This window comes from Arthrobacter sp. Y3224198 (genome assembly GCF_059090025.1).
The window spans coordinates 1-21,990 of record NZ_JBNHFG010000039.1; the positions used below are offsets into that span (position 1 = coordinate 1).

General features: G+C 66.3%; 22 protein-coding genes and 1 pseudogene. 12 read left to right on the forward strand and 11 right to left on the reverse strand.

What is annotated here, in order from left to right; all coding sequences use genetic code 11:
* The coding region (locus AC5RUF_RS14650) for an HNH endonuclease family protein (RefSeq protein ID WP_494131068.1) at positions 1 to 842 on the reverse strand (842 nt) is incomplete at its 3' end.
* Between the two features lie 148 nt (positions 843 to 990).
* Here AC5RUF_RS14650 and ppk2 point away from each other — a divergent pair.
* Complete coding sequence (ppk2, locus tag AC5RUF_RS14655) at positions 991 to 2,019, forward strand: polyphosphate kinase 2 (protein WP_493998602.1); 1,029 nt, start codon at positions 991 to 993, stop codon at positions 2,017 to 2,019.
* Here ppk2 and AC5RUF_RS14660 read toward each other — a convergent pair.
* Positions 2,016 to 2,891: an NmrA/HSCARG family protein gene (locus AC5RUF_RS14660; RefSeq protein ID WP_494131069.1), complete on the reverse strand. Its 876-nt coding sequence runs from the start codon at positions 2,889 to 2,891 to the stop codon at positions 2,016 to 2,018. The genes ppk2 and AC5RUF_RS14660 overlap by 4 nt on opposite strands.
* 200 nt (positions 2,892 to 3,091) lie before the next feature.
* Here AC5RUF_RS14660 and AC5RUF_RS14665 point away from each other — a divergent pair, with 200 nt between their 5' ends.
* A complete protein-coding gene (locus tag AC5RUF_RS14665) occupies positions 3,092 to 3,829 on the forward strand; it encodes a FadR/GntR family transcriptional regulator (protein WP_494131070.1) in 738 nt (245 codons plus the stop codon).
* Between the two features lie 66 nt (positions 3,830 to 3,895).
* Positions 3,896 to 4,729, forward strand: a complete 834-nt coding sequence (locus AC5RUF_RS14670) for an alpha/beta fold hydrolase (RefSeq protein ID WP_494131071.1) — start codon at positions 3,896 to 3,898, stop codon at positions 4,727 to 4,729.
* Here AC5RUF_RS14670 and AC5RUF_RS14675 read toward each other — a convergent pair.
* Genes AC5RUF_RS14675 through AC5RUF_RS14695 form a run of 5 tightly spaced genes read right to left on the reverse strand, consistent with a single transcriptional unit; the run spans position 4,684 to position 9,116 of the window.
* Positions 4,684 to 5,304: a GNAT family N-acetyltransferase gene (locus AC5RUF_RS14675; protein WP_494131072.1), complete on the reverse strand. Its 621-nt coding sequence runs from the start codon at positions 5,302 to 5,304 to the stop codon at positions 4,684 to 4,686. The two genes, AC5RUF_RS14670 and AC5RUF_RS14675, sit on opposite strands and share 46 nt — an antisense overlap.
* Positions 5,305 to 5,330: 26 nt before the next feature.
* Positions 5,331 to 6,386, reverse strand: a complete 1,056-nt coding sequence (locus AC5RUF_RS14680) for an L-idonate 5-dehydrogenase (protein WP_494131073.1) — start codon at positions 6,384 to 6,386, stop codon at positions 5,331 to 5,333.
* A gap of 18 nt (positions 6,387 to 6,404) precedes the next feature.
* Positions 6,405 to 7,178 (reverse strand): SDR family oxidoreductase, encoded by a 774-nt coding sequence (locus AC5RUF_RS14685; protein ID WP_494131074.1) that lies wholly within the window; start codon positions 7,176 to 7,178, stop codon positions 6,405 to 6,407.
* 16 nt (positions 7,179 to 7,194) lie between these two features.
* Positions 7,195 to 8,598, reverse strand: a complete 1,404-nt coding sequence (locus AC5RUF_RS14690) for a GntP family permease (RefSeq protein WP_493997797.1) — start codon at positions 8,596 to 8,598, stop codon at positions 7,195 to 7,197.
* A 35-nt stretch (positions 8,599 to 8,633) separates the two neighbouring features.
* Entirely contained in the window at positions 8,634 to 9,116 is a 483-nt protein-coding gene (locus tag AC5RUF_RS14695; RefSeq protein WP_494131075.1) for a gluconokinase, read from the reverse strand.
* 181 nt (positions 9,117 to 9,297) lie between these two features.
* On the opposite strand from AC5RUF_RS14695, the pseudogene AC5RUF_RS14700 reads away from it, so the two are divergent.
* From AC5RUF_RS14700 to AC5RUF_RS14715, 4 genes and pseudogenes are all read left to right on the forward strand, one after another.
* Positions 9,298 to 10,873 (forward strand): annotated as a pseudogene (locus AC5RUF_RS14700) (sulfite exporter TauE/SafE family protein).
* A gap of 139 nt (positions 10,874 to 11,012) precedes the next feature.
* Positions 11,013 to 14,339 carry a DEAD/DEAH box helicase gene (locus tag AC5RUF_RS14705; protein ID WP_494131076.1) on the forward strand — a complete coding sequence of 1,109 codons (3,327 nt, stop codon included), beginning with the start codon at positions 11,013 to 11,015 and terminating at the stop codon, positions 14,337 to 14,339.
* A gap of 117 nt (positions 14,340 to 14,456) precedes the next feature.
* Positions 14,457 to 14,717 carry a hypothetical protein gene (locus tag AC5RUF_RS14710; protein ID WP_494131077.1) on the forward strand — a complete coding sequence of 87 codons (261 nt, stop codon included), beginning with the start codon at positions 14,457 to 14,459 and terminating at the stop codon, positions 14,715 to 14,717.
* 54 nt (positions 14,718 to 14,771) lie between these two features.
* On the forward strand, positions 14,772 to 15,224 hold the full coding sequence (locus AC5RUF_RS14715) for a MarR family winged helix-turn-helix transcriptional regulator (RefSeq protein ID WP_493996383.1): 453 nt from the start codon (positions 14,772 to 14,774) through the stop codon (positions 15,222 to 15,224).
* A 28-nt stretch (positions 15,225 to 15,252) separates the two neighbouring features.
* Here AC5RUF_RS14715 and AC5RUF_RS14720 read toward each other — a convergent pair whose 3' ends face one another.
* On the reverse strand, positions 15,253 to 16,170 hold the full coding sequence (locus tag AC5RUF_RS14720) for an NAD(P)-dependent oxidoreductase (protein ID WP_494131078.1): 918 nt from the start codon (positions 16,168 to 16,170) through the stop codon (positions 15,253 to 15,255).
* A 123-nt stretch (positions 16,171 to 16,293) separates the two neighbouring features.
* A complete protein-coding gene (locus AC5RUF_RS14725) occupies positions 16,294 to 17,004 on the reverse strand; it encodes a CE1759 family FMN reductase (protein WP_494131079.1) in 711 nt (236 codons plus the stop codon).
* A 259-nt stretch (positions 17,005 to 17,263) separates the two neighbouring features.
* On the opposite strand from AC5RUF_RS14725, the gene AC5RUF_RS14730 reads away from it, so the two are divergent.
* The gene (locus AC5RUF_RS14730) at positions 17,264 to 17,797 is read left to right on the forward strand and encodes a hypothetical protein (RefSeq protein WP_494131080.1); all 534 of its coding nucleotides are present in this window, start codon (positions 17,264 to 17,266) and stop codon (positions 17,795 to 17,797) included.
* 82 nt (positions 17,798 to 17,879) lie between these two features.
* On the opposite strand, the gene AC5RUF_RS14735 is transcribed toward AC5RUF_RS14730, so the two are convergent.
* The gene (locus tag AC5RUF_RS14735) at positions 17,880 to 19,544 is read right to left on the reverse strand and encodes an FAD-binding dehydrogenase (RefSeq protein WP_494131081.1); all 1,665 of its coding nucleotides are present in this window, start codon (positions 19,542 to 19,544) and stop codon (positions 17,880 to 17,882) included.
* A gap of 177 nt (positions 19,545 to 19,721) precedes the next feature.
* On the opposite strand from AC5RUF_RS14735, the gene AC5RUF_RS14740 reads away from it, so the two are divergent.
* The gene (locus AC5RUF_RS14740) at positions 19,722 to 19,862 is read left to right on the forward strand and encodes a hypothetical protein (RefSeq protein WP_493996378.1); all 141 of its coding nucleotides are present in this window, start codon (positions 19,722 to 19,724) and stop codon (positions 19,860 to 19,862) included.
* A gap of 80 nt (positions 19,863 to 19,942) precedes the next feature.
* Here AC5RUF_RS14740 and AC5RUF_RS14745 read toward each other — a convergent pair whose 3' ends face one another.
* Positions 19,943 to 20,179 (reverse strand): YegP family protein, encoded by a 237-nt coding sequence (locus AC5RUF_RS14745; RefSeq protein WP_493996377.1) that lies wholly within the window; start codon positions 20,177 to 20,179, stop codon positions 19,943 to 19,945.
* 127 nt (positions 20,180 to 20,306) lie between these two features.
* Between AC5RUF_RS14745 and AC5RUF_RS14750 the strand changes: the two genes are divergently transcribed.
* From AC5RUF_RS14750 to AC5RUF_RS14760, 3 genes are read left to right on the forward strand one after another with little or no spacing between them, the layout of a single operon-like run.
* Entirely contained in the window at positions 20,307 to 20,810 is a 504-nt protein-coding gene (locus AC5RUF_RS14750; protein ID WP_493996376.1) for a very short patch repair endonuclease, read from the forward strand.
* Positions 20,807 to 21,499 (forward strand): HAD family hydrolase, encoded by a 693-nt coding sequence (locus AC5RUF_RS14755; protein ID WP_494131082.1) that lies wholly within the window; start codon positions 20,807 to 20,809, stop codon positions 21,497 to 21,499. The genes AC5RUF_RS14750 and AC5RUF_RS14755 overlap by 4 nt, the downstream gene beginning before the upstream one ends.
* Positions 21,500 to 21,520: 21 nt before the next feature.
* Positions 21,521 to 21,733: a hypothetical protein gene (locus AC5RUF_RS14760; RefSeq protein ID WP_494131083.1), complete on the forward strand. Its 213-nt coding sequence runs from the start codon at positions 21,521 to 21,523 to the stop codon at positions 21,731 to 21,733.
* Positions 21,734 to 21,990: the final 257 nt, after the last annotated feature.

Here is a 21,990-nt window from a genome sequence, read left to right on the forward strand (position 1 = left end):
TTGTCCGCCGGCGCCTTGTCCGCCGGCGCCTGCGCGGCAGGCTGGAGCGAGACGGCGGCGGTGCCGCCCCGGTCCGGTACCGGCTCATCCGGGCAGTCGGACAGGACCGTGGCAATCGCATCGTGTTCGGCCTGGGTCATCCACAGCCGGTATTCGGCCTTGACCGCGGTCTGCCGTGCCACATACTCACAGCGGAAGCCCTTGTTGGCCGGCAGCCAGGTGGCGGCGTCGCCGTCGGACTTGGCGCCGTTGGCCGGGCCGTCGGCGGCCATCAGGTTCAGCGGATCGTTGGCCAGCTGCCGGCGCTCCTCGGCCGAGAGCTGCTGGGCGCCCTTCTGCCAGGCATCGGACAGCGCCACTATGTGGTCGATCTGCACCGCGGTGCTGGTGGTATTGCCGCGGACAAAGCTGATGGTGGCCCCGGTGTAGGGATCATGGAAGGTGCCCGACGCCACTACGCATTCCTTGGTGCCGTCCTTGTAGACCACATCCACCAGGTCCCGGGCGAGGATGTCGTTGCGGGTATCGCAGCCGTTGTGGTCCACGTCGGCCCAGGCCGGGCCGAATTGCTCACGGTCGTATCCGGTCTTGGGTGCACGGCCCTTGATCGGGATGCTTGCCAGCTGCTCCAGCGCCGTTCCGGCCGACACCACCGGAGCGGATGTGTCGGCGGGTGCCGTGGCGGCATCGCCGGGGGACGTTCCGGGGTCCGCGGCCGTGGCGGCGGCGGACGACGGCGTCGGGCCGGATACGGCGTCGGCATCCGGAGTGCAGCCCGCGGCGCCGAAGAGGACCGCAGGGAGGGCAAGCAGGGACAGAACTTTGGTGCGCAGGGAAGTCATCGCCATCCATTATCGGCGGCACCGGCACCGCCGCGGCTCAGGCGCGCCGCAGTCCGGCCGCGGTACGCGGAGCAGGAACCTCTTCCAATCCGTAGACCATGCCGCGTAAATTCGAACCACTGACCCGGCAGCCGGCATGGGAGATGTTGTGGCAAGCAATAAGAACGGCACCAAGGAAATCAAGGAGCTGGACGAGCAGCTGGCGGAGCGGGATGCCCGTGATGCGGCTCCGCCGGACGGCCAGCAGGTGGCGGTGACGGAGGACTACGCCCAGGAACTGGACGAGCTGCAGGAGCTGAACCAGAAAGCCAAAAAGCTCAAGATCAAGGTGGATGACGATGCCTGGCGGCAGAACTACCCCTATGACACCAAGCTGAACCGGCGCACCTATGAGCGGCAGAAGCGGAAGCTGCAGATCGAACTGCTGAAAATGCAGCTCTGGGTCAAGGAGACCGGGCAGAAGATGCTCCTGATTTTCGAGGGGCGTGACGCCGCGGGCAAGGGCGGGGCGATCAAGCGCTTCGACGAACACCTCAACCCCCGCGGCGCACGGGTGGTGGCGCTGGAGAAACCCACCTCCGAAGAAGTCACCCAGTGGTATTTCCAGCGGTACATCCGCACCCTGCCCAGCGGCGGCGAGATAGTGATGATGGACCGGTCCTGGTACAACCGGGCCGGAGTGGAGCGGGTGATGGGGTACTGCACGCCGGCGCAGTATCTGGAGTTCATGCGCGAGGTTCCCGAACTGGAGCGCATGCTGGTCAATTCCGGCACGCTGCTGCACAAACTGTGGTTTTCGGTGGGCCGCGCCGAGCAGGTGGCCCGGTTCGCGGCCCGGGAGACGGACCCGGTCAAACAGTGGAAGCTCTCCCCCACGGATCTGGCCAGCCTGGACAAGTGGGATGCGTACACCGAGGCCAAGGAGGCTATGTTCTTCTACACGGACACCGGTGATGCGCCGTGGACCGTGGTGAAGTCGAATGACAAGAAGCGGGCCCGGCTCGAAGCCATGCGCCATGTCCTGGACACGGTGGATTATCCCAACAAGGACCATGCCGTTGTCCACAGCCCGGATCCGCTGATTGTGGGCCGGGCCGCCAACCACTTTGAAGAGGATGAGCCGACGCACGGCAGCTTCCCCGTAGTCCGGCCGCAGGGCAACAGCGCAGCCGTTTAGGGCTTCCAGCCGGTCTCCGCCAGCCAGCCGGCCAGGTCCAGTGCCCCGCCGGTGAGCGTGCCGGTGGCTTCGAAGTCGGCTTGGTACGCCGGCAACCGGCCGAACCAGCGGAACATCGCCTGCGAGTCGGTCTGTCCTTCCAACGCGTCCAGGGAAAGGGCTTCGTAGCGTCCGGGCATTCCGGCGGCGGCGCCCACTGCTTCGGCAATCCCGCTTCCGGTCAGCTCGTCTCCGGCAATTCCCACGGCTGCCCCGGGTACGGCTTCCGGGTCCAGCAGGGCGGCAGCGGCGACGCGGCCGACGTCGCGCACCGCCACCATCTGCAGCGGGATCCCGTCCGGCAAAGCCATCCGGACCACGGTTTCTCCGTTTTCCACGGCGGTGAGCCAGGGCAGATTCTCCATAAAAAAGACCGGGCGGACCACGGTCAGCCCGATGGGCAGTTGCCGCAGGTACTGCTCGGCGTCGTATTTGCTGTCGAAGTGCGGAATGCCGCTGTTCCGTTCGGCGCCGTCCACGGAACTGAAGACCAGGCGCCCGACGCCGGCCTCCACCGCTGCGTCGCCGAGGGCCTTGGCCATCAGTGGTTCCCCGGCCGGGCCGTCGGGGGTGTTCATGGTGGTCATGAACCAGAGCGCGTCGACGCCGTCCATGGCCGGGCGGAGGGTCTGGGGCTGGTCCAGGTCCGCCAGGACCACCTCGGCGCCGCGGGCTGCCAGGTCCCGGGCCTGTTCGGAATCGGTCCGCCGCACCATGGCGCGAACCCGGGCCCCCTGGTCCAGCAGTGCCTCAGCGGTGGCTGAGCCCTGTTTGCCGGTGGCGGCGAAAACGCCGTAAAGCTTCGTATTTTCAGCAGTGTTGTTGGCAGGCATTGGAATGGCTCCTTTTGTGCAGCTGGGTTGTGCGGTCACGCTATGGCTGGCCCGGCGAATGCACAACGGTTTTACGCGTGCGGCGGAGTGGGAATAAAAGGAGCCGACGGTTGATCCGTTGTCCGGCGCTCCGGAATATCCGCCGTGCGGAAAGTCCCCGATGCATAGAATGAACTGGTGATTCGAATTTCGGCAGCTGCATGAGTTCCCGGCTGCATAACCTGGTGATTGAATCCGTGGGAAAACGGATTATTTCCGGTGAGCTCGCGGCGGGCGACACCATGCATTCCGAGCACCTGGAGGCCGAGCTGGAGGTTTCCCGCTCGGTGGCCCGCGAAGCGGTGCGCGTGCTGCAGTCCCTGGGCCTGGTGGAAACGGTCAAGCGGGTGGGTATCCGGGTGCTTCCCGAGACCCGCTGGAATGTCTTTGATCCGTCGGTCATCCGCTGGCGCCTTGCCGCCTCCGGCAAGGGCGCCCAGCTGCGCTCGCTGACCGAGCTGCGCTCCGCCGTCGAACCCGCGGCCGCCGAACTGGCCGCCCGGCATGCCCCCGCTGACCTCGGCGCGGAACTGCTGGCCGTGGCCGCCAAAATGCGGTCCGTGGGCCGTGCCGGGGACCTGCAGCAGTTCCTGGACCTGGACATCCACTATCACGGGCTGGTGCTGGCGGCCTCGGGCAATGAGATGTTCGCGCAGATGCAGTCCATGATTGCCGAAGTGCTGCGGGGCCGCACGGATTACGGCTTGATGCCGGACCGCCCGCACGAGGAGGCGCTGCAGCTGCACATGGATGTGGCCGATGCGATTTCCGGCGGGGAACCGGAGGCGGCACGGCTGGCCATGGACCAGATCATGCGGCGCACCATGGCGGAAGTGGGCAGCGTCTGGGCCGACGAGCCGCGGATCTTTACCCCGTTACCCGCTCCCGGATCCGCCTGAACGGCGGCCGCGCCGCGGACAGTCACCGTCGCGGGGAACCGCCGTCCGTCCGTTTAGGATGAACCGGTGATAGCCCGAGACATAGGAGAAGGCCGGCCGCTGGTGCTGGTGCACGGCTTTGAGCTGGACCACCGGATCATGCTTCCCCTGGAACAGGCACTGGACGGCACACCGTGGCGGCGCATCTACCTGGATCTTCCCTGGGTGGTGCAGGAGGGCTCAGCGCGCAGTTCCGCCGCGGTGGCAGGCAGCCAGGACGTGGCCGACATGGTTGTGGCCGAACTCCGGGAGTATCTGGGCGATGAGCCGTTTGCCATCATCGGCAACTCCTTTGGCGGAATGATCGCCCGTTATGTGGCCCATAAGCTGCGTTCCCAAGTGCTTGGACTCGCCACCCTCGCGGCGGTCTTCACCGCCCGGCACGAGGACCGCGATCTTCCGCTCCGGCAGGTCCTGGTCCGGGATCCGGCACTGGGACCGGCACACGAGGATTTCCTGGCGCTCGCGGTGGTGCAGACGCGCCAGGCACTCGCGGCCTTCAACCAGTACATCCTGCCCGGCCTGCAGGCCGGGGACCAGGCGGTGCTCCAGCGGATTGCCGGAAACTACGCGCTGTCCCGGGAACCCGAAGCGGACTTCCCCGAGGCCTTCGATGCCCCGTCGCTGCATATCTTCGGCCGGCAGGACCACGTCACCGGTTACAACGACGGCGTGGCGTTGCGGGAGCACTATGTCCGCGGAACCTTCGCCGTATTGGATTCCGCCGGACACAACGTGCATCTGGAGCGCCCGGCGGTGGTCTCCGCGCTGCTGAGAGATTGGCTGGCCGGTATCGAAAGCTATGCAGCCGGAGCCTACGCGGTCGAAGGCTGCGCGCCGGAGCGTTCCGGCGGTTCCTGACCGCCCTGCAGCTGCCGGTATTCCTCCTCGAGCAGTCCCAGCAACACCTGGTCATGGAACGCCCCGCGGTGATACACGGCGGCACGGCGCCGGCCCTCTTCCACAAAGCCCAGAGAGGTATACAGGTGGATGGCCCGTGCGTTGTAGGACCACGTTTGCAGTTCCGCCTTGTGCGCACCCATCTCCTCGAACACGATCCGCAGGCCCAGGCGCAGGGCTTCCCGGCCCAGGCCCTGGTTCTGGAATTCGGGGCCAATGATGATTGCCATGGTGGCGATCCGCTCGGGAACGGAGATCCCCCAAACGCTGATGTGTCCGATCAGCCGTTCGCCGGGATTCACGATGCTGTAGCCGAAGCCCGAGGCGGAATCGTTTTTGCTCCAGGTCCGGAACAGGCCGGCAGCGTAGTCCTCCGGCCGGGCGGCCACCCGCTCCTGCTGCAGGACGGCCTGGGACGGGTCATTCCACCACGCGGACAGGTGCGGAAGGTCCGGTTCACGCAGTTCCCGGAACCGCAGGCGTTCGCCTGCCAGCAGGCGGGAAGACCAGTCCTGGAGGTCGTCGAAGTCGCTCATGCGGCCAAACCTAGCACCGGATGTCCCTAGCTGAAGCGCAACAGCACTTTCCCGCTCCGGGACGCATCCCGCGCCGTTTCAAAGGCTTCCAAGGCATCCTCCACGGCGAACTCATGGGTCAGGACGGCGTCCGCCTGCAGGGTGCCGTCGGCCAGCGCGGCAATGACTTCGTCGATCTCGCCGTTGAACCGGAACGAGCCCACCAGTTCGAGTTCACGGGTAATCGCCAATGAGATCAATGCCGGCTGCTCTCCGGACGGCAGCAGACCGACCATCACCACCCGCCCGCCGCGCGTGGCTCCGGTGACGGCGGACATCAGTCCGCGGTAGCTTCCCGAGGATTCAAAACAGATATCGGCATCAACGGCCGCAATGGCCTCGGCGTCGGTAGCCGGCAGGCTTCGCGCGGCACCGAGTGAGCGGGCAATCTCCAGGGGTTTGGCGTGCATGTCCGTGGTGATGATCTCCCCGGCTCCACGGGTCCGGAGAACGGCCGTGATGAGCGCCCCGATAGGCCCGGAGCCCACCACCAGCACCCGTTTGCCCCGGACATCTCCGGCGCGGGACACCGCATGCCAGGCCACCGCGGCCGGCTCCACCAGAGCGGCCCGGCGAAGCGGCAGCCCGGCCGGAAGCGCGCGCAGCATCCTGGCCGGCAGGTTTACGTAGCGGGCAAACGCGCCGTCGGTGTGGGGAAACCGTGCTGCGCTGCCCAGATACGTGCAGCCCGGAGAGAGGTTGGGGCGGTCCGCGGGATACCGCGAGCCGTCCCCGTCCCCCGGAGTAGCCGGATGCACCGCAACAGCTGTTCCGGCGTCCGGGCCGGTGCCGTCTGCGGCCGGCACGAGCACCCGGCCCACCACCTCATGGCCCAGCACCATGGGAGCCCGCAGGATGGATTCGCCGGCGGCGCCATGCTGCCAGTAATGCAGATCGGATCCGCAGATCCCGCCGTACGCAATCTCCACCACCGCTTCGTGTGGCCCCGGCGCCGCCAGGGCCACGGATTCCACCCGCATGTCTCCTGCGCCATGGGCAACAACACCCAAGGTTTCAGCCGGGGTTTCCACCATTGCAACCATCCTTTCCAGGTGGTCCGGTTAGACCACTGCCGTCATGCCGCCGTCAATGAAGACAACCTGACCGTTTACGAAGTTCGACGCGTCCGAGGCCAGCCACACGGCCGGCCCGACCAAGTCCTCCACCCTGCCCCAACGGTGCGCGGGGGTGCGCCCCAGTATCCACCCGTTGAAAGCCTCGTCGTCCACCAGGTTCTGCGTCATTTCGGTGTGGATATAGCCCGGTGCAATGGCATTGATCTGAAGGCCCTGCCCGGCCCACTCGGCCGTCATGGCGCGGGTGAGGTTGCGCAGTCCGCCCTTGGAGGCGGTGTAGGGCGCAATGGTGGGGCGGGCCAGGTCCGCCTGGACCGAAGCAACATTGATGATCTTTCCGGCACCGCGGGGAATCATATGCCGTGCTGCTTCCCGCCCCACCAGGAACGCGCTGGTGAGGTTGGTACGCAGGACCCGGTCCCAGTCTTGGACATCCAACTCCAACAGCGGAACCCGGTGCTGGACCCCGGCGTTGTTGACCAGGATCTGCAGGGGTCCCACTTCGCGCTCCACCCAGGCCACGCCGTCGGCCGCTGCACGGGCGTCCGTGACGTCGAAGCGGGACGCGAAAATGCGGTCCGCCCCGAACTCCGCGGCCAGGCGCTTACGGGCTTCCTCCAGCCGGTCCGGGTCCAGACCGTTGAGCACCACCACCGCGCCGGCCGCAGCCAAACCGCGCGCAATAGCGTGCCCGATTCCGCGGCTGGACCCGGTCACCAGTGCGACCCGGCCCGAGATGTCGAACAGATTGGTGTTCATCAGTGGCTCCGTTGGACTAGAACTGTGCGGCGACCAGGTAAATGACCAGCGCGAAGACGAAACCGATCACGCCGATCAGCGCCTGGCCCACGGTCCAGGTCTTCAGGGTGGTTTTGGTGTCCATCTGGAAGAACCGGCTGACCAGCCAGAATCCGGAGTCGTTGACGTGCCCGGCAAAGACCGAACCGCCGGCCAGTGCCAGCACAATGGCCACCACCTGGACTCCGTTGAAGTCCGGGCTGTCCAGGACCACGGGCTGGACCAGGGCGGCCGCCGTGGTGAGGGCAACGGTGGCCGAGCCCTGGGCCAGGCGGACGATGGCGGCAATCAGGAAACCGGCCACGATGACCGGCAGGCCGACGGCGTCGAGCGACTCGGCAATGGCGTTGCCGATGCCGCTGGCACGCAGCACTCCGCCGAACATTCCGCCGGCACCGGTGATGAGGATGATCGAGCAAACCGGGCCCAGGGCACTGTCCACCACGGTTTCGATGAGGGAGCCGCTCTTGCCCTCACGGCGTCCGAGCAGCCACATGGCCAGGAACACGGTGATCAGCAGGGCAACCGGCGTTTCGCCCAGGGTCCGCAGGATCTGCACCCAGCTGTCCTCGAGGGAAACCACCTCGGCCGTAGCCAGCATGTTCAGGCCGGTGTTGAGGAAGATCAGCACAAACGGCAGCAGGAGCAGCGTGACAATGGTGCCGAGCTTGGGGGCGGAGCGGAATTCGGATTCGGCCGAGCCGCTGGGGGCATCCAGGATGGACGGCACCGGAATGTCGAACTTGCGGCCCAGGAACGTGCCGAAGAGGTAGCCGGCCACGTACCACGTGGGAATGGCTACCAGCAGGCCGAAGATCAGGACCAGGCCGATGTCCGCACCCAGCAGCCCGGTGGCGGCCACGGGACCGGGGTGCGGCGGCACAAACACGTGCATCACGGAGAACGCGGCGGCTGCAGGGAAGGCATAGGTCAGCAGCGACCCGCCCATGCGGCGTGCCACGGTGAAGATGATTGGGAGCATCACCACCAGGCCGGCGTCGAAGAAGATCGGGAAGCCGAACATCAGCGAGGCTACGGACAGGGCCAGTGAGGCCCGCTTCTGCCCGAACTTGTTGATCAGCGCGTTGGTGAGGACTTCTGCGCCGCCGGAGACTTCGAGCATCCGGCCGAGCATGGCGCCCAGGCCGACCAATAGGGCAACGCTGCCCAAGGTGGTGCCGAAACCGGACAGCAGTGTGGGCACCAGGCTGGCGGCAGGAATACCGGTGGCGACGGCAGTGAGCAGGCTGACGGTAATCAGCGCCAGGAAGGCGTGAATACGGAACTTCATGATCATCACCAGCAGCAGCGCGATGGCTGCCACGGCGACCAGGAGCAATCCGGGCGTACTCAACGTCCAGTTGAGTTCTAGATCGGTCATCTTTGTCCTATCTGGGGAAGGGGGGTAACGCGTTATCAGTGGCCGGTGAGTTCCGCGGCCACGAAGGCCGCGATTTCGGCGGGGGTAAGGCTGATGTCCACGTGGATGCCGGCTTCATCGGCTTCCAGCGGTTCCAAGGTGTCAAACTGCGAGTCCAGCAGGGTGGGCGGCATGTATTCGTGGTCCCGGTGCGTCAACCGCTCGGCAATCAGGTCCTGATTACCGGCCAAATGCACAAACCGGGTGTCCGGAGCGAAAGAGCGGATGAGGTCACGGTACCGGCGCTTCAGCGCTGAACAGGCGATGACGGTGGATTCGCCGCGGGCGAGTCCGTCCGCCAGTGCGGTCCCGATGGCTTCGAGCCAGGGTTCCCGGTCGGCATCGGTCAGGGGATGCCCGGAGGCCATTTTTTCCTTGTTGCTGAGCGGATGCAGGTCATCGCCGTCGATAAAGGGCAGGGCCAGCGCCTGGGCGATGGCCCGGCCGGAGGTGGACTTGCCACTACCCTGAACACCCATAACAACCAGCGGGGGAACCGACGACGGCATACAACAGTCTCCTCAGACGCACCATTACATCTGATTTGGCGTGACCGAAGCAACAATAAATCAGATTTATCTCCCATAAGATAGCACGCCGGGAAGGGCCCTTCCGGACTGCACCTGTGCCGGCGGCCGGCCGCATGGGAGCGTGGATCCCATGGGTGTGCTGGGAGCGGCTGTCGCCGTCGTGGTGGGCACCGTGGTGGGCCTGGTCGGTGCCGGCGGGGCGATCATCGCGGTCCCGGCCCTGGTCTATCTGGTGGGACTGGCGCCCGACGACGCCGTCCCCACCTCCCTGCTCGTCGTGGGGCTGTCCTCGCTCGCCGGGCTCCTCCCCCCGGCGGCACGCCGGAATCAGCTGGACACTGGTGGTCGTCCTGGGTGTCGCCGGCCTGCCGGCCTCCTGGGCCGGCGCCGCGCTGGGTGAACGGCTGGACCCTGATGTGCTGATGCTGGTTTTTGCCGGGATCATGGTGCCGGCCGGCATCCGGATGCTGTTTCCGGGGAGCCCGGAGACGCCCTTGGAGGGGTCGCCACCGGCCGGGCTGTTCATCCGCGGCGTGCCCGTGGGCCTGCTCGTCGGATTCCTCACCGGGCTGCTCGGGGTGGGCGGCGGCTTCCTGCTGATCCCGGCCCTCACCCTCGTGCTGCGGGTGTCGCTGCAGCAGGCCGTCGGAACACCGCTGGCGGTGATCGCCATCAATTCCGCCTCCGGGTTCTCCGCCCATTTGGCCGGCCTGACCATGGACTGGGCACTCACGCTGTCCTTCGCAGCTGTGGCCGTCACCGCTTCGTTCGTTGCTGCCCGGCTGTCCCGGCGGCTGGATGACCGCCTGGTCAGCCGGATCTTTGCAGTGGTCATCTTCCTGGTCGCGGCCTGGGTGGCAGCGAACAGCCTGCCCGCCGTCGTCGCCCGTCCCGGCAGGGAGGACCCCGCGGCGCCGCCGGTCTCTGCGCCTGGCGCTTCCCCGGCGGCGGAAACACTGAGCGCCGAGCTGTCTGCCAGCCGCCTTTCCGCCGGAGAACGGTCCGTCCAGCTCCGGATCACCAACCGGACGGACGTGCCGGTTGCCATCTCCGCCGCATCCCTGGGCACCGGGCTGTATACGGGGCCGCAGTCCTGGGTTCCCACCCGTCCCGGGCCGGTGCGTCTTGCTCCCGGAGCGACCGTCAGCCTGCCGGTCCCGTTGACGGCACCGTTGTGCACCGGCACGCCGCCCCGCGGCCTTTCCACCGCAACGGTTGAGCTGCAGACCGGGCAGGTCCGTCTGGTTGCTGCGGACCCCCGCGGTGATTTCGCCACAATGCACCAGCAGGACTGCCTGCAAAAGGAGATGGATGCTGTCGCGCGGTTTCACCTTGCCCCGGAACTGGCGGTATCACCGGATGGAAGCACCGCCGTGGCCCGGATCCTCGTGGAACCCGGAGGCAGCGCCGGGAGCCTGGTCCTGCACCGAATCGCTGAGACACCGTTACTGGCGGCCGCGGGAAGTTGGCCGGAGGAAATAACGGTCAGGGGAACGGACGGCCCCCGCGAGTTTTCCCTGCGGCTTGCTCCGCAGCGCTGCGACGCCCATGCCTTGGCGGAAGACAAGGTGGGGGCCCTGCTTCCCCTGTCCGTCACGGCAGGCGGGTATACGGGCCAGGTGAGGATGGCCGTACCGGCAGAGCTCACGGCTGCGGTGTATTCCTTTGTCCGGCAGGCCTGCGCCGCGGCAGGTGCCACCGGCTGAGCCGGGAAAGTCTTGACACGCAGATCACGCCGTTGTGATCCGCGTTACCGCCATCCTAGGCACGCCACCCCGGCGGGTACCAAATCCGTCCCCGGCGGGCGCGGCGGAAACGGTCAGTGCTGCGTGAGACGATAAAACCATGTCCGAAACCCCTCCGCTCGTCGATGTCACGGACGTCATCCGCGTGGTTGGCGGCTCGGCGTTCCAGCGGGGACAGACCTATGCCAAGAGCGGCGCGGTTGAAGCGCTGGAGTGGGATGCGAAGGCCGAAGTACTGCGCGCACAGGTCCGCGGCACCGCGCCGGTGCCGTACCGGACCATGCTCCAGCTCGGCGCCAAGCGCCAGGGCGACTACCGGCTGCTGGACAACCACTGCAGCTGCCCGTTGGGGTTTGACTGCAAGCATGTGGCAGCGGCAGCGCTGCAGAGCAATACCGAGCACCTGCTGTCCCGGCAGGAATTGTCTGCCCCGGCCCTGCGCCCCACGGTGCCCGCCTGGCAGCAGTCCCTGCAGACCCTGATCGATGCCGATCTGGCAGAGGGAAACCGGCCTGTTGAGACCACTCCCCTGGCGCTGCAGTTCGAACTGCGGAACGTGGTTGCCGCGTCCGATTCCCGCTGGGGCGCCCCGGTACCGCGCAGCCGGCACCGGGCCACTCCCTTCCGGCTCGGCGTCCGTCCGGTAGTGCGCAATGCCAAGGGCAACTGGGTCAAGAACAACCTGGCGTGGAGCAACATCAGCTACCAGACCTACGGGCTGCGCCTGGACCCGGACCAGCACCGCTGGTTCTCCCAGTTCCCGGCCCTGCACCGCTCCAACGGTGTCAGCTACTTCGGCCAGAACGACTCCTGGCTGTACCTGGACGATTTCGCCAACCCGCTGCTGTGGCAGTTGCTGGAGGAAGCCGCACGGCTGGGCATCCCCTTTGTGGGCAGCAAAAAGGACATGGAGATCCGGGTGGGCAAGCTCGCCGTGCTGTCCCTGGATGTCCGGGCCGCCGGCGGGGACACCCCGGCGCCGCTGCGGCTGCTGCCCACCTTGGAGATCGACGGGTCACCGGTCCCACTGGAGGCTGCCGGGATCATCGGCAGCCACGGTATCTACGTCCGGTCGGCGTCGAACACCGTCACGCTGGCGCCCACGGCCAAAACCCTGACCGAGCAGGACAAGGGCCTGCTGCTGCAGGGCGCCCCGGTCACCGTGCCCCAGGCGGATGCTCCCGTGTTCCTGGAAAAGTTCTATCCGCGGCTGCGCCAGGTTCTGCCCGTCACCAGCAGTGACGAGTCTGTCCGGTTCCCGGAAATTGCTCCGCCGGTGCTGGTGCTCACTGCTGCGTTCGGAGCAGAGGACGCGCTGACCCTGGGCTGGGAGTGGGAATACCGGCACGGCAGCACGGTGACCCGGCTGCCGCTGACCGGCAAATCCGCCGGCGACGACGCCGACACGTCCTACCGCGATATCCCCGCCGAAGGTGCCCTGCTGGCCGCCGCGGGAAAAACCATCAACGCCGTCCCCCGGAACCGCACCCTGCGCGGCATCGAGGCCGCCGAGTTCACGGAACACGTGCTGCCCGACGTGGAGAAAACGGACGGGCTCCGGGTGGAGATCTCCGGCGAACGGCCGGACTACCGGGAACTGTTGGAAGCACCCAAGCTGAAAATCACCACCGTGGAGACCGAACGCCGCGACTGGTTTGACCTGGCCGTGATGGTCACGGTGGAAGGGCGGCTGGTCCCCTTCGCGGATATCTTCAAGGCCATCGCACAGGGGAAGACCAAGCTGCTGCTGGTGGACCGCACCTATCTCTCCCTGGACCGGCCGGAATTCGAACACCTGCACGCCCTGATCAATGAGGCGCAGGGGCTGCAGGAATGGGACACCGGCGAACTGACCATCAGCCGCTACCAGGCCGGGCTCTGGGCGGAGCTGGAAGAACTGGCCGAAGAAACCGAGGAAGCGGTGGCGTGGCGGGAATCTGTCTCCGCCCTGCTGGACCTGGAGTCCGTGGACCCGGTCCCCCTGCCGGCTGGCGTGCAGGCCAATCTGCGCCCCTACCAGCATGAAGGTTTCAACTGGCTGGCGTTCCTCTGGGACCACGGCCTGGGCGGAATCCTCGCGGACGACATGGGGCTGGGCAAGACCCTGCAGACGCTTGCACTGCTCGCCCATGCGCGGGAACGGCAGGCTGCGGAACGGCAGGGTCCGGACCAGCCCGGCATGCCCGCCGGCAGGCCGTTCCTGGTGGTGGCCCCCACCTCCGTGGTGCCCAACTGGGCCATGGAAGCAGCCCGTTTCACATCCGGACTGAAGGTGGTTACGGTCCATGACACCAGCGGCAAGTCCAAAGTCCCGCTGGCCGAAGTGGTAGCCGGCGCCGACGTCGTGATCACCTCCTACGCCGTGTTCCGGCTGGATTTCGCGTCCTACCGGAAACTGGACTGGGACGGCCTGATCCTGGATGAGGCGCAGTTCGTCAAGAACCGGGTCACCCGCGTGCACCAGTGCGCCAGGGATCTGCCGGCACCGTTCAAACTGGCCATCACCGGCACGCCGATGGAAAACAACCTGATGGAGCTGTGGGGGCTCTTCGCCATTGTGGCTCCGGGACTGTTCCCCTCCGCCCGGAAGTTCGCGGACGAGTACCAGCGGCCCGTTGAACGCGGTGACAGTCCGGAACTGCTGGCACGGCTGCGCCGCAGGATCCGCCCGCTGCTGATGCGCCGCACCAAGGAGGCGGTGGCCAAGGACCTGCCCGAAAAGCAGGAACAGGTCCTGGAGGTGGAACTGCACCCCAAGCACCGGAAAATCTACGAGACGCATCTGCAGCGCGAACGGCAGAAGCTGATGGGACTGATCCAGGACATGGACCGGAACCGGATGATCGTGTTCCGCTCGCTGACCCTGCTGCGCATGCTCAGCCTGGATGCCTCCCTGGTGGAGGAGGAATACGAGGGGATCCCGTCCGCCAAGCTGGATGTCCTGTTCGAGCAGCTCGAAGACATCACAGCCGAGGGCCACCGCGCCCTGATCTTCAGCCAGTTCACCTCCTTCCTGAAGAAGGCCGCCGAGCGCCTGGATGAGGCGGGCATCAAATACGCGTATCTGGACGGCTCCACCCGCAACCGGGCCGAGGTCATTGCCTCCTTCAAGGACGGCGTGGTGCCCGTGTTCCTCATCAGCCTCAAGGCCGGCGGCTTCGGCCTGAACCTGACGGAGGCGGACTACGTTTTCCTCCTTGATCCCTGGTGGAACCCGGCGGCGGAATCACAGGCGGTCGATCGCACCCACCGGATCGGGCAAAAGAAGAACGTGATGGTTTACCGGATGGTGGCACGGGACACCATCGAGGAAAAGGTGATGGCACTGAAGGAGCAGAAGGCGAAACTGTTCACCTCGGTGATGGACGACGACGCCGTCTTCAGTTCCGCGCTCACCGCCGAGGACATCCGGGCGCTGCTGCAGTAGACCCCTCCCCGGCCGATTTCTACACGCTGTAGAGAAACGGCTAACGTGGAAACGTATGATGCTGCGCGATGCCCGCCCCGAGCCGGTGTGCGCGGCCCCGCCACACCGAGGAAGGCAATGAGCGTCCAGGAAGCTACACTGGTCCGGCCCGCCAAGGCCCGGCCCACGGACGAAGATGACCTGGTGCATGTGTTCTGCACCCCCTGTAAGCGGCAGGCACTGCGCCGTGCCCGCCGCCCCGTCCCCTACTGCGGCAAGGTAATGCCCAACCGTCCGCTGCTCGATGACACCGGGCAGCAGCCGGTCTGCGTCGTCTGCTTGGAGCTGGCCAAGTCCGCACCGTGCCCGCGGTGCGGCACGCAGGCACGGTTCGGCTAAGCGCAGCGGCCGGGGATTCTTCCCGCGGCGCTGATTGATTTGTACAGTGGGGTGATGGCTGATCAGGAGCGTCCCATCGGATTCTGGCTCAAGCTCGTCGACCAGATGGTCGATGACCAGTTCGGCGCCAGTTTTGAGGAACACGGAGTGACCCGGCGGCAGTGGCAGATGATGAACCTGCTGGTGGACGGCCCGGCCACCCAAAAACAGCTCTCTGACGGGCTGCGGCCCTTTTTCCCGGCTGTCGAAACCGGCACGTCCGCGGAACTGATCGAGGAACTGCGGGAATCAGGTTGGGTGGCACTGGAGGACGGCCACTACCGGCTCACCGATCTGGGCAGCCGCAGCCTGGAGAACCTGCGCGGTGCGGTGGACCGGATCCGGCAGCTAATGACGGACAACATCGCCGAAGAGGAATATGCGGCGCTGCTGACCGTGCTGCAGCGGATGGCGCGCAATCTCGGCTGGGACGGCGACGTCGCCTCCGGGCCCGCCGTCGACACCTGAGCCGTCGACACCTGACCTGTCCGCCGGATCAGTACCCGGCGCGGACGTCCACCAGCCCAACAAGTGGCAACCCCGCGCCCAGGTTGCGGACATTGCGTTCCACACGTTGGGCAAACAAGGGGCGGATCATCTCCTCGGTTTCGCCGGTGTGCGGGGTGATGAGTGCGCGCGGTTCGGTCCACAGCGGGTGCCCGTCCGGCAGCGGCTGCGGATCCGTGACATCCAGTGCCGCTCCGGCGAGTTTTCCCTCAGCCAGCGCACTGACCAACGCTGCGGTTTCCACCAACGGCCCGCGGGCGATATTCACCAGGAACGCCTCGGGCCGGAGCAGAGCCAGGCGCCGGGCATCCATGAGGTGGTCCGTTCGGCTGGTCATCGGTGCCGCCAGGACCAGGACATCAGCCTCCCGCAAGGCATCATCCAAACCTTCGTCCGTGACGGTCTTTTCCGCGCCGGGAACCGGCACTGGATGTTCACGAACCACGGTGATGTGCTCCGTGAACGTCGAAACGAGCCGGATGATCTCCCCGCCCACTCCACCGGCGCCCACGATCACGACCCGCTTTCCATGCAACGTGGTGCCCTGCGGCCCGCCCCAGGTCTGTGCACGGGCAAAGGTGTCCACGGAGCGCAGCAGGGCCAGGATCAGGGCAAGGGCAAACTCCCCCACCGGCTGGCCGAAGGCGCCTTTGCCGCTGGTCCATTGCAGACCGGGATTGCGCTGCATCAGGTCCTCATACTGATCCACCCCGGCCAGCGGAAGCTGGATCCACGCGAGCTCGGGATGCATTGACAGCACAGTTCCCAGGGCGTCCTGGGACAGTCCGCCGGTCAGGACCAGTCCGCTGCTTGCAGCGGAAAGCGGTTCGACGACGCCTCCTCCCGCCTGGACTGCACTGATCAGGTAGGCGCTGGGCTCCGGAAGGATCGCGATGCTCGGTTCCATGAACGGACCCCGTTCCTGTGCTCTGGAGGTCCCAGAAGTATAGGCGGGATGGCTCCGGGCAGGGCAGGTCCGGGAACCGATACAGCACCGAAAGCCCCGGATCAACCGGGGCACCGGGTCCGGTTATTTCCGCTGCGTTTGGGCCAGCAGCTCTTCGAAGGGCAGCGACGGGGCGAGGCGGGGCAGACCCGGCAGGGAACGGTCCGCGGACCCTGTCGGACGTTGGGCCGCATCGCCTGACTGAAGGGCTTCCGTCCGGGATACACCCGGGGCGGCCTTTCCGGACACGGAACCGTCAGTCAGCAGGGCGGCCAGTTCACCGGCCGCCCGGCGCACCCGGGCATCCAAGGGCCCGGCTCCCGCCTCACCGGCACCCCAGTCACCGGGGGCGGCATAAACACCGGTGGGAGCCACGCGGGCGCGCAGGTAGCTGAACATGGGCCGCAGGGAATAGTCCAGGACCATGGAGTGGCGCGGGCTTCCGCCGGTGGCGCCGATCAGCACCGGTTTGCCGTCCAAGGCGGTGTTGTCGATAACGTCGAAGAAGGACTTGAAGAGCCCGCTCATGGACGCCGTGAATACAGGGGTGACTGCCACCAGCGCATCGGCCGCTACCACCTGGTCGATCAGTGCCTGCAACTTCGGCGGCGCGTAACCGGTCACCATGGCGTTTGCGATGTCCACCGCGTATTCGCGCAGTTCAAAGGTGGCGACGGTCGCGTCGAGCCCGTGGTCGCCGATCTCAGCCCGGGCGGCCTCCGACAGGGAATCGGCCAGCATGCGGGATGACGAGGGCACACCCAATCCGCCCGATACCACTACTACGTTCACCATTCGGTTCTCCTCATGCGTTTGCATGTAGATCCCAACGAAGAACCCGGCGGTGTTATTCCGGACCGGATGTTCGACGGCCGGGCGGTGCCGGAGCTTTCGGCGACCCTCGGGGCTTCCGGCAACGGTCGTACCCCGCGGGGACCAGCAAAGTCTCCCCCGCAAGGGGGAGCAATACACTTTTTATTTTCGCTAGGCTGTTTGCAGTGGGTTTTCACCATTCATAATTCGCATAAAGAAAAGCACATAAAAGGGGAACGTTATGAGCATGCCTGAAAGCTACAACTACGGCGCTTACAGCAGCGGCCAGCCTGCGCCGCAGGCCACGGAGCCGGCGCGTCCGGCGGCGGTGGACCGCGGATTCTGGCTGTTGATTGCATCCGCAGTCATCAGCATCATCGGTGCGGTCCTGTCCATCATTTACCTAGGATCCGATGAGAGCCGCAGCGAACTTGCACAGACCAGCGGCCTCACCTCCGCGGAAGTGGATACGGCCATCACAGTCGGAATTGTCGTTGCCCTCGTTGTCGGGGTCATCAGCGTCGCAGTGAGCGTGCTGTTCGCCATCTTTGCCCGCAAGGGCCACAACTGGGCACGCATCGTCATCACGGTCTTCGCCGCCCTGTCCCTCTTCGGCCTGATCGGAATCGATGGATCTGCCGCAGGGATCATCACCCTCGTGTCCATCATCCTGCCGATCGTCGCAGTGGTGCTGTTCTACACCGCTCCGGCCAACGCCTACTTCAACCAGATGAAGCAGTACCGCCAGGCCCGCAACATGGGCTACGCCGGCTAGCACCATAGTCACGCAGACTGCTGGCCGGGAGGCCGCCCAAGGGCGGGTCCCGGCCAGCGTCATTTTACGCCGTCCGTACCGATCAGCCGGCTGCTGCCCGCCCCGCGGCCCTGCCGCTGAAGAGGCAGCCACCCAGGAACGTCCCCTCCAGGGACCGGTAGCCGTGCATTCCACCGCCACCGAATCCCGCCGCCTCCCCGGCGGCGAAGAGTCCCGGCACGGGGGCGCCGTCGTTCCCCAGCACCCGTGACTGGAGGTCGGTCTGCAGACCCCCGAGGGTCTTGCGGGTCAGCACCGACAACCGCACGGCGATCAGCGGTCCCGCTTTGGGGTCCAGGATGCGGTGCGGGGCAGCCGTGCGGATCAACCGGTCCCCCAGATAGGAGCGGGCGCCGCGGATGGCCGTCACCTGCGAGTCCTTGCTGAAGGGATTACGGATTTCCCGGTCCCGGGCCTCCAACTCACGCCGGACCGCATCCGCCGAAAGTTCCGGTGCGTCCCCTTGGGAACCCTTCGCCAGCCGGTTCATACCCGCCACTAGTTCCTCCACCGAATCTGCCGTTATGAAGTCTTCGCCATGGTCCAGGAACGCCTGCACAGGCGCCGGAACCCCGGCCGTTGCCCGTTTCATGACGTCGCCGATCGATTTGCCCGTCAGGTCGGGATTCTGCTCCGACCCCGAGAGCGCGAATTCCTTGCGGATGATGGCTTTATTGAGGATGAACCAGCTGTAGTCGGAGCCGGTTTGGCGCAGGTGCTCCAGGGTGCCCAGGGTGTCGAATCCGGGGAACAGCGGCACCGGCAGCCGGTTTCCTGCAGCATCCAGCCACAGGGACGACGGTCCGGGGAGAATCCGGATGCCATGATTTTTCCACACCGGATTCCAGTTGCGGATGCCTTCCACGTAGTGCCACATCCGGTCCGGGTTGATCACGCGCCCGCCGACCGCCTGCGCAATGCCGATCCCTCGTCCGTCCACGTGTTCGGGCACACCGCTGAGCATATTTTCGGGCGCCGGACCCATCCGGTGCGGCCAGGCTGCCCGGACGGCTTCGTGGTCTCCGCCGATGCCGCCGGTGGTTATCACCACCGCGGAAGCAGTGAATTCGAACTCCCCGGCAACCGCCCTGGAGGACGCTGTGCCGCGCGGCGCCGTCGTTGGTTCCAGGATGCTGCCCCGCACCCCGGTGACGGCTCCGTCAGTCAGGACCAGGTCATCGAGCCGCTGGCGGAAGGCCAGCCGGACCAGCCCGTGTTCGACGCCGTCGCGCACCTTGGCTTCAAACGGCGCGGTGATCCCGGGGCCGGTCCCCCAGGTGATGTGGAAGCGGGGAACGGAGTTGCCCGGCCCGCTGGCCCCGTATCCGCCGCGCTCAGCCCAGCCCACTACCGGGAAGAACCGGTGTCCCATCTGCTGCAGCCAGGCACGCTTCTCCCCCGCTGCGAAGTTCACGTAGGCCTCGGCCCATTGGCGCGGCCAGAAGTCCTCCTCGCGGTCAAAACCGGCGGTGCCCAGCCAGTCCTGCCAGGCGAGCTCCACCGAATCCCGGACCCGGAACCGGCGCTGTTCCGGCGAATCGACCAGGAACAATCCGCCAAAGGACCACCACGCCTGCCCGCCAAGATTCTGCTCACCCTCCTGTTCCACCAGGATCACGGTGCGGCCGGCGTCCACCAGCTCAGCGGTGGCTACCAGGCCGGCCAATCCGGCTCCAACAACTATGACGTCTGCGTCTTTGGGCTGCATCCGGCTCACGCTACCGGCAGGGCCCGGTACTGGCCAGCATCCGGGGCCGGGTGTCCTCGTCACCCGTGCCCCAACCTGTTGCATCGGGACCGGGGTTCCTAGACTGGTCCGTAGGGCCGCTCTTTTGAGAGAACCGGTGACTGCCGGTGCCGGCCGTGGAACTGACGGGAGAATCCCATGAGCGAACAGGGTAACGAGGAAAAGGACGCCAACCGGACGCGTCCGCAGCAGCCTGCCGAAGGCAACGGCGACGACGAGAAGAACCAGGTGCAGGAGCACCCGCAGGAGCCCGCTGAGGGCGGCGAAGACCAGACCTAAGCGGGCACCGGCCCACACGGAACAGGCCCCCGCCCCTCCCCTTTCGGGAGGGCGGGGGCCTGTTCTGCGTGTTCGTCGATTCAGCTGGCGGCTGCCCTGCGGGCCGAACTCTTGGCGGCGCCCAGAACGTCTGCGTCCTGGCTCTGATCCACCACGGGACCGGTTCCGGCAATTTCCCTCAGCTGCTCAATTCCCGCCGCTGCTTCCTGCTTGGTGTCGAAGGTGGTGGAAACCGCCATCAGTGTTCCGTCACCTGAAATGAGCTTGATCCGGTAACTTCCCTCGTGGGCGTCCACCAGCTTAAAGTAGCCCGACATCACTTACCTCCTTGTAAGGGGCTTATCAGTGACTCTAATAGTAAGCCACCTTACGGGTTTGCAAATCCCCCGTTCCATAAACCGAGTAGCACGACGCCGAATTGTGACCCGTTCCTAGACTGGAACCATGGCCGATACCCTCACCCCGGAGCAGCGCAGCCGGAACATGTCGCGCATCCGCGGTAAAAACACCAAGCCTGAACTCCTGATCCGCAGGCTGCTGCATGCTGCCGGTTACCGATTTCGATTGCACGGCACCTTCGGCAAGACCAAACTTCCGGGCAAACCTGACCTCGTATTTGCCGGCCGACGGAAAGTCCTGTTCGTCAACGGCTGTTTTTGGCACGTCCACACCTGCCGCGCGGGGCAGCATGCGCCTGCCACCAACAGCGACTTCTGGTCCGCAAAACGGGCCCGCACAGTGGAACGGGACGCCGCCGCCACGCAACAGCTGGAGGCTGCAGGGTGGGAAACCCTGACGGTCTGGGAGTGTGAACTCAAGGACCAGGGCGTCCTGGAACAGCAGCTCCGGGAGTTCCTGGGTCCGCCGGGAGGCAGCCCGGAAGACGGGGCAGCACTAGACTCAACACTAAACATCAGCACCAAGCACAGCGGAGGCGGCAGAGCATGAGCAGTTCGGCTAACGGCAAGCGGGGCGTCCTTTTCGATGTGGACGGAACCCTGGTGGATTCCAACTACCTGCACGCGGTCTGCTGGTGGCAGGCCTTCCGCCGCATGGAACACGACGTACCCATGTCCGCCATCCACCGCGCCATCGGCATGGGCGGCGACAAGCTGGTGGAGCACCTCCTGGGCGAGGACCGGAACCAGGACGAGGACGAGAAACTGGACGCCACCCACGGTGCCATTTTCTCCACCTGGTGGCCGTCGCTACGATCCTTTGACGGCGCCAGCGACCTCCTGAAGGCCTGTGCGGGCAAGGACCTCACCGTGGTTTTGGCCTCGTCGGCCTCCGAAGCGGAGCTGAAGTATCTTCGCACCGTGATCGACGCTGATTCCGCCATCAGCGGTGCCACCAGCTCCGGCGACGCCGAGGCCAGCAAGCCCTCCCCCGACATCCTCGAAGCGGCACTGGAGTCGGGCGGCCTGGACGCGGCAGACACGGTGTTTGTGGGCGACTCGGTCTGGGACGTCAAGGCAGCAGGAAAGCTGTCCATCCCGACCATCGGGCTCACCTGCGGCGGCACCAGCGAAGCGGAATTGCGCGAGGCCGGAGCCGAAGAAATCTATGAAAACCCCCGGGCCTTGCTGGCCGCCATGGACAGCAGCCTGCTGGGCACCCTCATCGATCGCAACTAAAGCCCTGCCGAGAGGAACACCGTGACCACTGAACCCACCGGACCCGCCAACGACGCCGAGGACCCCCTGGGTCCCAGCGCACCCCAGCCCGGACCCACCGGGGAACCCCGCACACCCGGCAGCGCCGCGCACTCCGCCGGAAACATCCGTGAGGACCAGGGCACACATGCCGCCGGCACGGTGCCTGCCTCCCCGGAACAGGCCGATGAGGACGCGGACCGGCCCGGCGACTGACCTCGACCGGCCTTCCCGGCTACTTCAACAGGCCGGCAGCACGCAGGGCATCTGCCATGGCACCTGTCGGAGCGGGTTTGGCCGTTTTTCCCGGTGCCCCGTTCCGAGGAGCACCGCCCTTCGACGATGCCTTGTCCGCAGTCTTGTCGGAACCCCTGCCACCCGTGGCAGGACCCCCGTTTGTCCGCTGCGGGCCGCCCGGCTGGACCGGTACGCCTGCGCGCCGGCCGGGCGCCGCGGCCTCCTTCCGGCCCGGC

Excerpts from the sequence above, each read along its gene's own strand:
- AC5RUF_RS14705 (WP_494131076.1), top strand. The coding sequence starts at position 11,013 with ATGTCCGAAACCCCTCCGCTCGTCGATGTCACGGACGTCATCCGCGTG.
- AC5RUF_RS14665 (WP_494131070.1), top strand. The coding sequence starts at position 3,092 with ATGAGTTCCCGGCTGCATAACCTGGTGATTGAATCCGTGGGAAAACGG.
- AC5RUF_RS14730 (WP_494131080.1), top strand. The coding sequence starts at position 17,264 with ATGAGCATGCCTGAAAGCTACAACTACGGCGCTTACAGCAGCGGCCAG.
- AC5RUF_RS14680 (WP_494131073.1), bottom strand. The coding sequence starts at position 6,386 with ATGGTTGCAATGGTGGAAACCCCGGCTGAAACCTTGGGTGTTGTTGCC.
- AC5RUF_RS14685 (WP_494131074.1), bottom strand. The coding sequence starts at position 7,178 with ATGAACACCAATCTGTTCGACATCTCGGGCCGGGTCGCACTGGTGACC.
- AC5RUF_RS14690 (WP_493997797.1), bottom strand. The coding sequence starts at position 8,598 with ATGACCGATCTAGAACTCAACTGGACGTTGAGTACGCCCGGATTGCTC.
- AC5RUF_RS14740 (WP_493996378.1), top strand. The coding sequence starts at position 19,722 with ATGAGCGAACAGGGTAACGAGGAAAAGGACGCCAACCGGACGCGTCCG.
- AC5RUF_RS14725 (WP_494131079.1), bottom strand. The coding sequence starts at position 17,004 with ATGGTGAACGTAGTAGTGGTATCGGGCGGATTGGGTGTGCCCTCGTCA.
- AC5RUF_RS14755 (WP_494131082.1), top strand. The coding sequence starts at position 20,807 with ATGAGCAGTTCGGCTAACGGCAAGCGGGGCGTCCTTTTCGATGTGGAC.
- AC5RUF_RS14710 (WP_494131077.1), top strand. The coding sequence starts at position 14,457 with ATGAGCGTCCAGGAAGCTACACTGGTCCGGCCCGCCAAGGCCCGGCCC.
- AC5RUF_RS14695 (WP_494131075.1), bottom strand. The coding sequence starts at position 9,116 with ATGGGTGTTCAGGGTAGTGGCAAGTCCACCTCCGGCCGGGCCATCGCC.
- AC5RUF_RS14675 (WP_494131072.1), bottom strand. The coding sequence starts at position 5,304 with ATGAGCGACTTCGACGACCTCCAGGACTGGTCTTCCCGCCTGCTGGCA.
- AC5RUF_RS14735 (WP_494131081.1), bottom strand. The coding sequence starts at position 19,544 with ATGCAGCCCAAAGACGCAGACGTCATAGTTGTTGGAGCCGGATTGGCC.
- AC5RUF_RS14720 (WP_494131078.1), bottom strand. The coding sequence starts at position 16,170 with ATGGAACCGAGCATCGCGATCCTTCCGGAGCCCAGCGCCTACCTGATC.
- AC5RUF_RS14660 (WP_494131069.1), bottom strand. The coding sequence starts at position 2,891 with ATGCCTGCCAACAACACTGCTGAAAATACGAAGCTTTACGGCGTTTTC.
- AC5RUF_RS14750 (WP_493996376.1), top strand. The coding sequence starts at position 20,307 with ATGGCCGATACCCTCACCCCGGAGCAGCGCAGCCGGAACATGTCGCGC.
- AC5RUF_RS14715 (WP_493996383.1), top strand. The coding sequence starts at position 14,772 with ATGGCTGATCAGGAGCGTCCCATCGGATTCTGGCTCAAGCTCGTCGAC.
- AC5RUF_RS14745 (WP_493996377.1), bottom strand. The coding sequence starts at position 20,179 with ATGTCGGGCTACTTTAAGCTGGTGGACGCCCACGAGGGAAGTTACCGG.